This window comes from Burkholderia sp. MSMB1588, assembly GCF_001546925.1.
Taxonomy (GTDB): Bacteria; Pseudomonadota; Gammaproteobacteria; order Burkholderiales; family Burkholderiaceae; genus Burkholderia; species Burkholderia humptydooensis.
This window is the reverse complement of record NZ_LNJS01000001.1, coordinates 641,301-654,345: the sequence shown is the minus strand read 5'-3', so window position 1 is coordinate 654,345 and position 13,045 is coordinate 641,301. Positions and strand designations below refer to the sequence as shown.

Below are 13,045 nucleotides of genomic sequence, written 5' to 3'. Positions count from 1 at the left end.
TGTTAATCCTTCTTGCCAGCGTCGTCGCCGTGCTCCGGCTTTTCGTCACGGTGCATGTGCTCGTGCGCGAGGCGCAGCGCTTCGTCGACGTCTTCCTTCTCGCCGCTGAACACGGCCCGCACCTTCACGAAGAACATCGGGATCATGAAGATCGCGAGGAACGTCGCGGTGATCATCCCGCCGATCACGCCGGTGCCGATCGCGTGCTGGCTCGCCGAGCCGGCGCCGTTGCTGATCGCGAGCGGCAGCACGCCGAGAATGAACGCGAGCGACGTCATCAGGATCGGACGCAGCCGCAGCCGCGCCGCCTCGAGCGCCGCCTCGATCGGCCCCATCTTTTCCGTCCGCTGCAGCTCGCGCGCGAACTCGACGATCAGAATCGCATTCTTCGCGGACAGACCCACCGTCGTCAACAGACCGACCTGGAAGAACACATCGTTCTCGAGCCCGCGCAGCGTCGCCGCGAGCAGCGCGCCGATCACGCCGAGCGGCACGACCATGATCACCGAGAACGGGATCGACCAGCTTTCATACAGCGCGGCGAGACACAGGAACACGACGAGGATCGAGATCGCGTACAGGATCGGCGCCTGCGAGCCCGACTGGATTTCCTGGAACGACAGCCCCGTCCACGAATAGCCGATGCCCGTCGGCAGCTTCTTCGCGAGCGCTTCCATCGCCGTCATCGCCTGGCCGGTCGACTTGCCCGGCGCGGCCTGGCCCTGGATTTCCATCGCCGAGATGCCGTTGTAGCGCTCGAGCTTCGGCGAGCCGTAGGTCCAGTGGCCGGTCGCGAACGCCGAGAACGGCACCATCCCGCCCGAGCCGTTGCGCACGTACCAGATGTTCATGTCCTCAGGCGTCATCCGGAACGGCGCGTCGGACTGCACGTACACCTTCTTGATCCGGCCGTCGGTGTCGAGGAAGTTGTTCACGTACTTCGACGCCCACGCGATCGAGAACGTCTGGTCGATCGCATCCGCGGTCACGCCGAGCGCGTTCGCCTTCTCGCGATCGATGTCGACCTTGTACTGCGGCGTGTCGTTCAGCCCGTTCGGACGCACGCCTTGCAGCGTCGGGTCCTTCGCGGCCATCCCGAGCAACTGGTTGCGCGCGGCCATCAGCGCGTCGTGGCCGAGACCCGCGCTGTCGGTCAGCTCGAAGTCGAAGCCGGCCGCCGTGCCGAGTTCGGGAATCGACGGCGGGTTGAACGGAATCACGAGCGCGTCCTTGTAGCCCGCGTAGCGTCCGAACATCCGGCCGATCAGCGCCTGCACCTTCTGGTTCGCGCTCTGCCGCTGCGAGTAGTCCTTCAGCTTGACGAACACGAGGCCCGAGTTCTGGCCGCGGCCCGCGAAGCTGAAGCCGTTCACCGTGAACGCGGATTCGACGATGTCCTTTTCCTGCTTGAGCAGGTAGTCGGAAATGTTCGCGAGCGTGCGCGCGGTCGTCTCCTGCGTCGAGCCCGACGGCGTCTGGACGATCACGAACATCAGGCCCTGGTCCTCGTCGGGCAGGAACGACTTCGGCAGGCGCACGAACAGCAGGCCGACCGCGACGATCACCGCGAGATAGATGATGAGCCAGCGGCCCGAGCGCTTGATCACGTGGTGGACGCCGACGTGGTACTTGTCGCGGCTCGAGTTGAAGGTCCGGTTGAACCAGCCGAAGAAGCCCTTCTTCTCCTCGTGATGCCCTTGCGGAATCGGCTTGAGGATCGTCGCGCACAGCGCCGGCGTCAGAATCAACGCGACGAGCACGGAGAGCACCATCGCCGACACGATCGTCAGCGAGAACTGACGATAGATCGCGCCGACCGAGCCGCCGGAGAACGCCACCGGCACGAACACCGCCGACAGCACGAGCGCGACGCCGACGAGCGCGCCCGTGATCTGGCCCATCGCCTTGCGCGTCGCTTCCTTCGGCGGCAGGCCCTCTTCCGCCATCACCCGCTCGACGTTCTCGACCACGACGATCGCGTCGTCGACGAGCAGACCGATCGCGAGCACGAGACCGAACATCGACAGCACGTTGATCGAGAAGCCGACCATCGACATGATCGCGAACGTGCCGAGCAGCACGACGGGCACCGCGATCGTCGGGATGATCGTCGCCCGCAGGTTCTGCAGGAACAGATACATCACGAGGAACACGAGGACGATACCCTCGAGCAGCGTCTTCACCACTTCCTCGATCGACAGGCGCACGAACGGCGTCGTGTCGTAGGGGTACTTGACGACGAGGCCGTGCGGGAAGTACGTCGACATCTCGTCGATCTTCGCGCGCACCGCCTTCGCGGTCGCGAGCGCGTTCGCGTTGGTCGCGAGCTGGATGCCGAGCGCCGCGGTCGGCTGGCCGTTGTACTTCGTGTCGAAGTTGTACGTCTCGCCGCCGAGGCCGATCTGCGCGACGTCCTTCAGCCGCACCTGCGAGCCGTCCTGGTTCACCTTCAGCAGGATGTTGCCGAACTGCTCGGGCGTCTGCAGCAGCGTCGCCTCGGTGATCGTCGCCTGCAGCACGGTGCCCGGCACGGCCGGCGTGCCGCCCAGTTGGCCGCCCGCGATCTGCACGTTCTGCGCGGAGATCGCGGTCGTCACGTCGACCGGCGTGAGCCCGTAGTTCGTGAGCTTCGTCGGGTCGAGCCAGATCCGCATCGCGTACTGCGAGCCGAACAGCGTGACGGTGCCGACGCCGTTGATCCGGCTGATCGGGTCCTTCACGTGCGACGCGACGTAGTTCGCGAGGTCGTACTTGTTCATGCTGCCGTCTTCGGAGTTGAAGGCGAGCACGAGCAGGAAGCTGCTGCTCGACTTCGTCACCGACAGGCCGAGCTGCTGCACCACCTGCGGCAGGATCGGCGTCGCGAGCGACAGCTTGTTCTGCACCTGGACCTGCGCGATGTCCGGGTTCGTACCCGGCGCGAACGTGAGCGTGATCGTCGCGTTGCCCGAGTCGTCACTCGTCGACGACATGTACAGGAAGTTGTCAAGACCGCTCATCTGCTGCTCGATCACCTGCGTGACGGTGTCCTCGACGGTTTTCGCCGAAGCGCCCGGATAGTTCGCGGTGATCTGGATCGACGGCGGCGCGATCGTCGGATACTGGGCGATCGGCAGCGTGAAGATCGCCGCGACGCCGGCCAGCATCAGGATGATGGCGATCACCCACGCGAAGATCGGGCGATCGATAAAAAACTTTGCCATGAAGCAGGCCCCCTGTTATTGCGCGCTCGACGCGGCAGCGGCGCTCGACGGCGCGGCGCCCGACGCGGCCTGGGCAGGCGATGTGCCCGCAGGCGCGGCGCCCGGCGCGCCGGCCGCGGCGGCCGGCAGTTGCGCCTCGGCGGCCTTCACGCTCATCCCCGGGCGCACCTTGTCGATGCCCTGCACGATCACGCGGTCGCCCGCCTGCAGGCCGCCTTCGACGACCCAGTTCTGGCCCTGCGTGCCGCTCGTGGTGAGCACGCGCGGCGCGACCTTGCCCTTGCCGTCGACGATCATCGCGATCGCCTGGCCCTTCGGATCGTGCGAGACGCCGATCTGCGGGACGAGGAACGCGTTGTCGTTGACGCCCTCTTCGATGCGCGCGCGCACGAACATGCCCGGCAGCAGCACGCGCTGCTTGTTCGGGAAGATCGCGCGAATCGTGACCGAGCCCGTCGTCTGGTCGACGGTGACGTCGCTGAACTGCAGCTTGCCCGGCTCCGAGTACGGCTTGCCGTCCTCGAGGATCAGCGTGACCTTCGCCGCGCCCGGGCCTTCCGTCTTGATGCGCCCGCTCTGGATGTCCTGGCGCAGCTTCAGGCCGTCGAGGCTCGACTGCGTGAGGTCGACGTAGACCGGATCGAGCTGCTGGACGGTCGACATCAGCGTCGCCTGGCTCGCCTGCACGTACGCGCCCGGCGTGACCTGCGAGATGCCGACGCGGCCCGTGATCGGCGAGACCACGTCCGTATAGCCGAGGTTGATCTGCGCGGTCTCGACCGCGGCCCTGCCGGCGCCGACGTCGGCGGCCGCCTGCCCTTGCGCGGCGACCGCGTCGTCGTACTGCTGCTTGCTGACCGCGTTCGCGGCGACGAGCACCTTGTAGCGCGCGACGAGCGCGTTCTGCGTCGCGAGGTTCGCCTGCGCCTTCGCGAGCGTCGCCTTCGCGCTGTTCAGTTGCGCGACGTACGGCGCGGGATCGATCTTGTAGAGACGCTGGCCGGCCTTGACGTCGCTGCCTTCCGTGAACTCACGCCGCAACACGATGCCGTCGACCCGCGCGCGCACCTGCGCGACCAGATACGCGCTCGTGCGGCCCGGCAGTTCGGAGACGACCGGCACGGCTTGCGGCTGGACGGTGACCACGCCGACTTCGAGCGTTTGAGGGGGCGGAGCCGATTCTTTTTTTCCGCACGCGGCCAGGAAAACGGCAGCCGTCGCGACAGTGATTAAGCGGTATGGAACCCGTTCGACGCGCATGGAGCGACCTCGTTTGTAACTAGATGAAATAAGTGCCGGCCTCGGGGACACAACACGAACGCGCCTTGCGGCGCGGATCGGACAACTGGATTGCTTGACTGCGAATACAACAGCGGCACGCGACTGCCGTGCCGGGATGCCGCCGCGCGCAGCACGCGCGGAACAACAATGAGGAGGGAAATCAGCAGAGACGGATATTAACTGATTGCCTCGAAGGCCATTCGGCCGTAAGCTGGCATTGTATATACATTCACGAATGTATGTAAAAGTCCTTCGTGCGCTGCACAATTTCTTACACATTACCAAGGTTTACAGCGGTGACGCCGAGCGTGCGACCCCGGTGCGGCGCTTATGATGCAACCCTGTTATTCACGCAATGACCTCGATCTTGTACACAATGAGCTGTTGAATGGCCAGACGCACGAAGGAGGAAGCGCTCGCGACGCGCGACCGCATTCTCGACGCCGCCGAGCACGTCTTCTTCGAGAAAGGCGTGTCGCACACGTCGCTCTCCGACATCGCCCAGCACGCGGGCGTCACGCGCGGCGCGATCTATTGGCACTTCGCGAGCAAGAGCGAGCTCTTCGACGCGATGTTCGACCGCGTGCTGCTGCCGATCGACGAACTGAAGGCCGGCACGGGCGAGCCGCATGCGGACCCGCTCGGCCGGATTCGCGAGATCCTGATCTGGTGCCTGCTCGGCGCCGCGCGCGATCCGCAGTTGCGGCGCGTGTTCAGCATCCTGTTCATGAAGTGCGAGTACGTCGCGGACATGGGGCCGCTCCTGCAGCGCAACCGCGAAGGGATGCGCGACGCGCTGCGCAACATCGAGGCGGATCTCGCGCAGGGCGTAGCGAACGGCCAGTTGCCGGCCGATCTCGACACGTGGCGCGCGACGCTGATGCTGCATACGCTCGTCAGCGGCTTCGTGCGCGACATGCTGATGCTGCCGGGCGAGATTGACGCGGAGCGGCATGCGGAAAAGCTCGTCGACGGCTGCTTCGACATGCTGCGCACGAGCCCCGCGATGCGCAAGGACGATTGAGCGCGGAGCGACGAAGGGGCCGCGCGCGCAGGGCCCGCGCGTTCGCGGCAATCAGGCGGGAACGGATGCGAGGAAAAAGGCGGACGCGCGGCGTTCGGGGCGGCGCGGCGGCGGGAATCGCGCGGCTCAGCCGCCGTTGAACCAGCGCGCCGCGTACAGCAGCAGCGCGACGAAAAAGATCATCGCGGCCCACGCCCAGAGCGGCACCGGGTTCGATTCGCGATGATGCAGCGCGCTCGCCGCGCGCCCCGTCAGCGCGCCGCCCAGGTGCTGCGCGTGCGCGCGGCGCGCGATGCCGGCGGCGAACGCCGCGGGCCGCAGGAACACGTGCTGCCGCTGCGGCGCGCCATCGCGCACGCGGTTCGGCGCGAGCCCGTGCTTCGCCTGCACGACCGCGCAGAATTCGGTGAAGAAATCGTCGGCAAGCTCATGCAGCGCGTTCCGGATCTGACGCCCCGGCAGCTCGGCGAGCGGGCCGGAGGCCGTCGCCCACACCGCGTATTCGATCCGCGTCGCCGGTGCGCCGCGGCTTGCGCCCCGCTCGTCGTCGGCGGGCGCGAGCACGACGTCGATCTGGCCGCGCAGCGCGCCGATGCCGTCCGCTCGGGCCCGGAAGTTCAGCGTGCGCCTCGTGTGCTCGGGCTCGTCGCGGCGCTCGCTGACGACGTGCGCGCGCACGTCGTAGCGCGCACGCAGCGGACCGAGCGGCACCGTCAGCGCGAGCGCGTATTCACCGCGCGCGAGCCGCGAAAACGACTCGCAGTGATCGAGGCTCGCGCGCACGAGCGCGAGATCCTGCAGCGCATCCCAGACGACGGACGGCGCGAGCGGAATGTACAACGCGTCGTTCAGTTCCATGATCGCCTCCCCCGAAGAACCGCCGCGTCAGGACGTCACGTCGATGCGGTCGACGCGCGCGGCATCGAACGCGACATACTGCCGGATCGCGTCCGTGATCCCGGACGGCTCCTCGTAACTCCACGCGGCGTTCTCGATCACGCCGTCTTCGGTATGCAGATGGAAATAGGTTGCCGGCCCCTTGTGCGCGCAGTGCGCGACACGGCCGGACGGCACGAGCCGCGACATGTTGACGTCGTTGCGCGGCAGATACTGGACGTCGGGCGTGCCCGATTCCTTCAGCGTGTAGGCGGCAAGCGAATCGGCATAGGTGATCCCCCGATGGATCACGCGAACGCGATGGCGGTTCGGCACGATTTCGATGCGATGGCCTGCGGCGTCGGACATCGGTTTCCCCTGCGGCCGCTGCGCGCACGCGCCGGCCGAAAATAAGCATGGCCGCGGCGAAACGCCGCTTGTTATCGCATTATCGGCCAAACCGCCGCAAATTGCGCGGCGTCATCGCCGCAGCAGGTCACTGCGCCTTCCACGAGAACGCCGCCTTCGTGCCGCCCTTCGCCGGCACCGTGACCGCGTGGGTCTGCTCGCTGCCGTTGTAGCTCGCATGCACGGTGTAGCGCCCCGGCTTCAGCCTGACGAGCATGTAGGGGCCGCGTGCATCGGTCTTCAGCACTTCGCCGCCTTGCGCGTCGAGCACGGACACGTGCACGTCGGACAGATACTCGCCGCCCGCGCCCGTGAAGCGCAGCGCGAGCGGCCAACTGCCTTCGCTGCGCTGGAACGCGGTGGACTCGTCGAGCCCCACGCCGCCCGACACGAAGCCGACGTCGCCCTGGTGCTGCACGTCGGGCAGGCCGGGCTGCGCGCTCGCGACGCCCGCGAGGCCGAAGGCCAGCGCCGCCGCGATCAGGTATCTGGAAACGTTTTGCTGTCGCATGATTCGCTCCTTGAATCCGCCAGCCGAAGCCGGAGGCCCCGCAGGACCGCCGGCGAAGACGACGGGCGAAGGCCGGCCGCGCGAAGCGAGGGACGGCCGTCATGCCGCCTGCGCGCCTTGCCGCCGCGCCGGCCGGCCCGTCGCGCCGGGCCCGACCCGGCTCAGCCCAGATCGACCGGCACGAAAATCTGGGCGTCGTCGCGCTGGATCAGCAACGCAAGGCTGTTGCCCGCGCGCTTGACCGCATCGCGCAATTGTTCCGCGCTCGTGACGGGCCGCCCGTTCACCGCGAGGATCACGTCGCCCGGCTGGATGCCCGCGCTCGCGGCGGGGCCCGTCGACTGCTGGACGACAAGGCCGTGCGTGAGCGACGAGCCGTTGCGCTCGCGCGGCGAAAGCGGCCGCACCGCGACGCCGAGACGCCCCTGCTCGACGGGCCCGTCGACGCCCGCCTTCGCCTGGTCGTCGGTCAGCGACGCGAGCGTCACCGACACCGTCTTCTTCGACCTGTCTCGCCAGATCTGCAGATCGGCCTTCGTGCCGGGCTTCATGCCCGCGATCTGCGCGGGCAGCATCGTCGAATCCTGAACCGGCACGCCGTCGACCCCGAGGATCACGTCGCCCGGCTGCAGCCCCGCCTTCGCGGCCGGCCCCTTCGGATCGACCGAGCTGACGAGCGCGCCGTCGGGCTTCTGCAAGCCGAACGAGCTCGCGAGCGTCTGGTTGAGCCCCTGCACGGCGACGCCGAGCCGGCCGCGGCTCACGTGGCCCGTCTTCACGAGCTCGTCCTTCACCTTCATCGCCTCGTTGATCGGGATCGCGAACGACAGGCCCTGGAAGCCGCCCGTCTGCGAGTAGATCATCGAGTTGATGCCGATCACCTCGCCGTTCAGGTTGAAGAGCGGACCGCCCGAGTTGCCGGGGTTCACCGGCACGTCGGTCTGGATGAACGGCGTGTAGTTCTCGTCGGGCAACGCACGCGACTTCGCGCTGATGATGCCCGACGTGACCGTGTTGTCGAACCCGTACGGCGAGCCGATCGCGACGACCCACTGGCCGACCTTGCTCTGCGCCGGATCGCCGATCTTCACGGTCGGCAGGCCCGACGCGTCGATCTTCAGCACCGCGACGTCGGACTGCTTGTCGGTGCCGACGACCTTCGCCTTGTACTCGCGCTTGTCGGTGAGCTTCACGGTGACGACGTTCGCGCCGTCGATCACGTGCGCGTTAGTCAGGATATACCCGTCCGCGCTGATGATGAACCCGGAGCCCAGGCTCGTGCTCGGCTGGTCGTCCGGCTGCGGCTGGCGGCCGCCGCCCATCCCGGGGATCTGCCCGTAGAAATGTCGGAAGAACTGGTAGAACGGATCGTCCGGGTCGATCGGCAATTGTTGCGGCGCCGCACGACGCTGCGCGGCGCGCTGCACGACGTGCTTCGCGCTGATGTTCACGACGGCCGGCCCGTAGGTCTCGACCAGCCCGGAAAAGTCGGGAATGCCTGTCTTCGCGGCCGCCTCGGCCGGCATCAGCGCGGCGACGGCCGGCGTGATGACCTGCGGCTCCGCATGGCGGGTGCCCGCCACATACCCCGCCGACAACGCCGCGGCGACGGCCACGGCAACTGCGCCACGCGCAAGGATTCGGGTAGTCATCGATCGTTCTCCTCGTCTAACGGTTCGAAGCGTAACGACCCTGACTTAAAGCAGGCTTAATCGGCTTCGGGAACCATTGAGCGGATGAAGCAAGCGAGGGGCCCGCGCCAGGGCGCACGCGGCCGCACGCCGCCGCAGCCCCGCGACGCGTACGCGTACGCGTGCCGTCAAGCGCCGCCCGAGCACGGCAGCGAGACGCTGACGAGGAGCCCGCCCGCCGCCGCCTCGCCGAGCGTCACGGTCGCGCGCTGCTGCGCGGCCACCCGCTTGACGATCGCAAGGCCGAGGCCGCTGCCCGCGACGTCGGTGCGCGCCCGCGCGGACGTGTCGCGGTAGAAGCGGTCGAACACGCGCTCGCGCTCGGCGGCCGGAATGCCGGGGCCGCTGTCGCCGATCTGCACGCATGCGCGCGCGCCGCCGCGCGCGAGCGACACGTCGATGCGCCCGCCCGCCGGCGTGTACTTCACCGCGTTGTCGAGCAGGTTGTTGAACATCACGCGCAGCGCGGCGGGATCGGCGTCCACGCTCGCGTCCTCGAGCTGCTCGAAGCCGAGGTCGATGTCGCGCCGCTGCGCGAGCGGCGCGTGCGCGGCGACGCACTCCTCGACGATCGCGCGCAGATCGACGCGCTCGCGCACCGTCGCGTTGCCGGGCTCCGCGCGCGCGAGCGCGAGCAGTTGCTCGGCGAGACGCGTCGCGCGCGTGACGCCGCTTTGCAGATCGACGATCGCCTCGCGGCGCGACACGTCGTCCTGCGCGCGCGCGACGAGCTGCGCCTGGATCTGCACGGCGGCAAGCGGCGTGCGCAACTCGTGGGCGGCGTCCGCGACGAACGCCTTTTGCGTGTCGAGCGCGGCCGAGAGCCGCGCGAGCAGCCCGTTGAGCGCGTGCACGAGCGGGCGCACTTCGAGCGGCAGCGGCGAATCGGGCAGCGGGTCGAGCGCGTCGGGCCGGCGCGCCTCGACCGCGCGCGTCATGCGCGAGAGCGGCGCGAGCCCGCGCCCGACGATCATCCAGACGGCCGCGCCGAGAAACGGCAGCAGCACGATGAGCGGCCAGAGCGTGCGCAGCGCGACGCTCGCGGCGAGCCGGTTGCGCACCGACAGCGGCTGCGCGAGCTGCACGACGTTGTCGCCGACGATCGCGCCGTACACGCGCCAAGCGCCGCGCTCGGTGCGCTCGGTCGAGAAGCCGAGCTCCGCGCGCGGCGCGATCGGCGCGCGCGGATGCGAGAAATACATCAGCACGCCGTTGCGGTTCCAGATCTGGATCACGATCCCTTCGTCGCCGTTCGTCTGCGAGCCGAGCACCTGCGAGAACGGCTCGGACGGCAGCGCGGCCGCGATCTGCTGCAACTGATAGTCGAACAGCTCGTTCGCGGCGGCGAGCGCCTGCCGATAGATCATCCAGCCGGCGAGCCCCACTCCGGCCACGACGATCGCGAGCAGCCAGATCAGCAATTGATGGCGAATCGACCTCACGCGCTACGCTTCCTTCACGACCATGTAGCCGAGGCCGCGGACGTTGCGGATCAGGTCCGAGCCGAGCTTCTTGCGCAGCGCGTGGATATAGACTTCGACGGTGTTGCTGCCGATCTCCTCGCCCCAGCCGTACATCTTCTCTTCGAGCTGGCTCTTCGACAGCACCGCGCCCGGTCGCGCGAGCAGCGCTTCCAGCAGCGCGAATTCGCGCGCCGACAGCGCGACGGGCGCACCGCCGAGCGTCACCTGGTGCGACGCCGGATCGAGCGTCAGCGCGCCGTGCCGGATCAGCGATTCGCTGCGCCCCGACTGGCGGCGGATCAGCGCGCGCATCCGCGCGGCGAGCTCGTCGAGATCGAACGGCTTGACGAGATAGTCGTCGGCGCCGGCGTCGAGGCCCTTCACGCGATCGGCCACCGCGTCGCGCGCGGTCAGGATCAGAACCGGCAGCGCAAGCCCGCGCGCGCGCAGCGTGCGCAGCACGTCGATGCCGTCGCGCTTGGGCAGCCCGAGATCGAGCAGCAGCAGATCGTACGCCTCGCCGCCGAGCGCGGTGAGCGCCGCATCGCCGTCCTGCACCCAGTCGACCGCGCAGCCGTCGGCCTTCAGCGCCTTGCGCACCCCTTCGGCGATCATCCGATCGTCTTCAACCAGCAATATCCGCATCCTGAAAAACGTCCATCGCATGCGTTCGAGATGGCGGACATTGTAGCGCCGCCGCGCGCGCGAACGGACCTTCGGCCGATTTCGGCGCTGCTCGCGCGCCGTTTTCTCTACATTCTCTACAATGTGCGGCTTGGCACCGCGCGCCGCCCGCGCACGCCCATTGCTCACGTCGCCTTCCTCTCCCGTATTCGTCGATGAATCACAACGCCTCCCGCTACGCCGCCTCGCCACGTCCGACCGGTCCCGCCGCCCGCGTGCCGCGCGCGCTCCTGCGCGGCGCGATGCTCGCCGCGGCGTGCGCCGCGCTCGCGTTCGCCGCGCCCGCCGACGCCCGCAGGAAGCCGAAGCCGCCGCGCTATCCGGCCGCGGTGTCGGCCGCGCGCAACGTGCTGCCCGCGTCGGTGCTCGTCGCGCTGCAGCGCGCGCGCGTGCCGGCGTCGAGCCTGAGCGTCGCCGTCGAGCGGATCGGCGATCGCACGCCCGTCGTCGCATGGAACGCGAGCCGGCCAATGCAGCCCGCATCGACGATGAAGCTCGTGACGACCTACGCGGGGCTGTCGCTGCTCGGCGCCGACTATCGCTGGCGCACGAGCGCGTATGCGGACGGCGACGTCGACGAGAACGGCACGCTGCACGGCACGCTGTACGTGAAGGGCACGGGCGATCCGAAGCTCGTGCCCGAGGAACTGATCGACCTCGTCAACAAGATCCGCCGCGCGGGGATCGTCAACGTGGACGGCGCGCTCGTGCTCGACAAGACCTTCTTCGCGCCCGAGACGCGCGACCTGCCGCCGCTCGACGACGACGCGAGCGCACCATACAACGTCGGCCCCGATCCGCTTCTCTACGCGTTCAAGGCGCTGTCGTTCACGGTGACGCCGACCGACAACGGCGCGGTCGCGGTCGACGTCATGCCGCCGCTCGCGAACCTGAGCGTCGACAACCAGCTCGTCGAAGGACAAGGCTCGTGCGGCTCGGCGCGACCGACGCTCGCGACCGACGCGAACGGCGAGCTCACCGCGTCGTTCGCGGGCGACTATCCGCCGAGCTGCGGCCCGACGACGACCAATCTCGCGGTGCTGAACCATTCCGCGTTCTTCGCGCGCGGCTTCCTCGCGCTGTGGCGCCAGACGGGCGGCTCGTTCTCGGGGACGATCGCCGAGGGCAAGGTGCCGGGCCGCGCGCGGCCGGTGGCGTCGCACCACGGCCCGGTGCTGTCGAGCGTCGTGCACGACATCAACAAGTTCAGCAACAACGTGATGGCGCGCAACCTGTTCCTCACGATCGGCGCGGTCGAGCACCAGCCGCCCGCGACGCCCGCTCAGTCGGCGGACACGATCCGCGCGTTCCTCGCGAAAAGCGGGCTGCCGATCGACGGGCTCGCGCTCGAGAACGGCTCCGGGCTCTCGCGCGACGAGCGCGTGAGCGCGCTGTCGCTTGCCGACATGCTGCAGGCGGCGAACGCGAGCCCCGTCGCGCAGGCGTTCGTCGATTCGCTGCCGGTCGCGGGCGTCGACGGCACGATGAAGAACCGGCTGACGAACGCGCCCGTCGGCGGCAACGCGCACATCAAGACGGGCACGCTGCGCGACGTGCGTGCGATCGCGGGCTACGTCGCGTCGGCGGACGGGTCGAGCTACGTCGTCGTCAGCTTCATCAACGACGACCGCGCGGCGGCCGCGCGCGCGGCACACGACGCGCTGCTCGAATGGGTGTACGAAGGGCCGCACTGATTCGCGTCCGGCACGCACGGCGGCGGCGCGGCCTTCGCGCGGCCGCGCGCGGACCGGAACCGATTCCGCCCCCGCCGTTTTCCTCGCTGCTTTCCTCGCTGTTTCCCGGCCATGTTCCACGCGGACGTCCGTCCCCGTGGGTTTCGCCGATGGCCGCCGCCGCGGCTCGGCGCGCCGCACCATGCCGCGCGCCCGTCGAAGACTCCCTCT

At 68.7% G+C, this 13,045-nt stretch carries 12 protein-coding genes; 3 read left to right on the top strand and 9 right to left on the bottom strand.

Going from position 1 to position 13,045, the window contains the following annotated elements:
* Positions 1 to 2 precede the first annotated feature (2 nt).
* The 3 genes from bpeB to WS92_RS32215 are packed head-to-tail and all read right to left on the bottom strand — an operon-like array spanning position 3 to position 4,629.
* Positions 3 to 3,203 (bottom strand): efflux RND transporter permease BpeB, encoded by a 3,201-nt coding sequence (gene bpeB, locus WS92_RS14680; RefSeq protein ID WP_015601799.1) that lies wholly within the window; start codon positions 3,201 to 3,203, stop codon positions 3 to 5.
* A 15-nt stretch (positions 3,204 to 3,218) separates the two neighbouring features.
* Positions 3,219 to 4,463, bottom strand: a complete 1,245-nt coding sequence (bpeA, locus tag WS92_RS14675) for an efflux RND transporter periplasmic adaptor BpeA (RefSeq protein WP_043282033.1) — start codon at positions 4,461 to 4,463, stop codon at positions 3,219 to 3,221.
* 19 nt (positions 4,464 to 4,482) lie between these two features.
* A complete protein-coding gene (locus WS92_RS32215) occupies positions 4,483 to 4,629 on the bottom strand; it encodes a hypothetical protein (RefSeq protein ID WP_009911389.1) in 147 nt (48 codons plus the stop codon).
* Between the two features lie 243 nt (positions 4,630 to 4,872).
* Here WS92_RS32215 and bpeR point away from each other — a divergent pair, with 243 nt between their 5' ends.
* Positions 4,873 to 5,508, top strand: coding sequence for a TetR family transcriptional regulator BpeR (gene bpeR, locus WS92_RS14670; RefSeq protein WP_006024721.1), 636 nt, complete (start codon positions 4,873 to 4,875; stop codon positions 5,506 to 5,508).
* Between the two features lie 126 nt (positions 5,509 to 5,634).
* On the opposite strand, the gene WS92_RS14665 is transcribed toward bpeR, so the two are convergent.
* The 6 genes from WS92_RS14665 to WS92_RS14640 all read right to left on the bottom strand — a co-directional run bounded on the left by WS92_RS14665 (position 5,635) and on the right by WS92_RS14640 (position 11,102).
* Positions 5,635 to 6,366, bottom strand: a complete 732-nt coding sequence (locus WS92_RS14665) for an SRPBCC family protein (RefSeq protein WP_006024720.1) — start codon at positions 6,364 to 6,366, stop codon at positions 5,635 to 5,637.
* A 27-nt stretch (positions 6,367 to 6,393) separates the two neighbouring features.
* Positions 6,394 to 6,753: a DUF427 domain-containing protein gene (locus WS92_RS14660; protein ID WP_059931281.1), complete on the bottom strand. Its 360-nt coding sequence runs from the start codon at positions 6,751 to 6,753 to the stop codon at positions 6,394 to 6,396.
* A gap of 127 nt (positions 6,754 to 6,880) precedes the next feature.
* Positions 6,881 to 7,303, bottom strand: a complete 423-nt coding sequence (locus WS92_RS14655) for a carboxypeptidase-like regulatory domain-containing protein (protein ID WP_015601664.1) — start codon at positions 7,301 to 7,303, stop codon at positions 6,881 to 6,883.
* A gap of 161 nt (positions 7,304 to 7,464) precedes the next feature.
* On the bottom strand, positions 7,465 to 8,955 hold the full coding sequence (locus WS92_RS14650; RefSeq protein WP_015600854.1) for a DegQ family serine endoprotease: 1,491 nt from the start codon (positions 8,953 to 8,955) through the stop codon (positions 7,465 to 7,467).
* 167 nt (positions 8,956 to 9,122) lie between these two features.
* Positions 9,123 to 10,436, bottom strand: coding sequence for an ATP-binding protein (locus WS92_RS14645; RefSeq protein ID WP_015601431.1), 1,314 nt, complete (start codon positions 10,434 to 10,436; stop codon positions 9,123 to 9,125).
* Positions 10,437 to 10,439: 3 nt separating this feature from the next.
* Positions 10,440 to 11,102 (bottom strand): response regulator, encoded by a 663-nt coding sequence (locus tag WS92_RS14640; protein WP_059931279.1) that lies wholly within the window; start codon positions 11,100 to 11,102, stop codon positions 10,440 to 10,442.
* A gap of 30 nt (positions 11,103 to 11,132) precedes the next feature.
* Here WS92_RS14640 and WS92_RS35825 point away from each other — a divergent pair, with 30 nt between their 5' ends.
* Together WS92_RS35825 and dacB are read left to right on the top strand one after the other, a co-directional pair.
* Positions 11,133 to 11,300, top strand: coding sequence for a hypothetical protein (locus tag WS92_RS35825; RefSeq protein WP_156442991.1), 168 nt, complete (start codon positions 11,133 to 11,135; stop codon positions 11,298 to 11,300).
* A complete protein-coding gene (gene dacB, locus WS92_RS14635) occupies positions 11,297 to 12,835 on the top strand; it encodes a D-alanyl-D-alanine carboxypeptidase/D-alanyl-D-alanine endopeptidase (RefSeq protein WP_059931277.1) in 1,539 nt (512 codons plus the stop codon). Before WS92_RS35825 ends, dacB begins: the two co-directional genes overlap by 4 nt.
* Positions 12,836 to 13,045 lie beyond the last annotated feature (210 nt).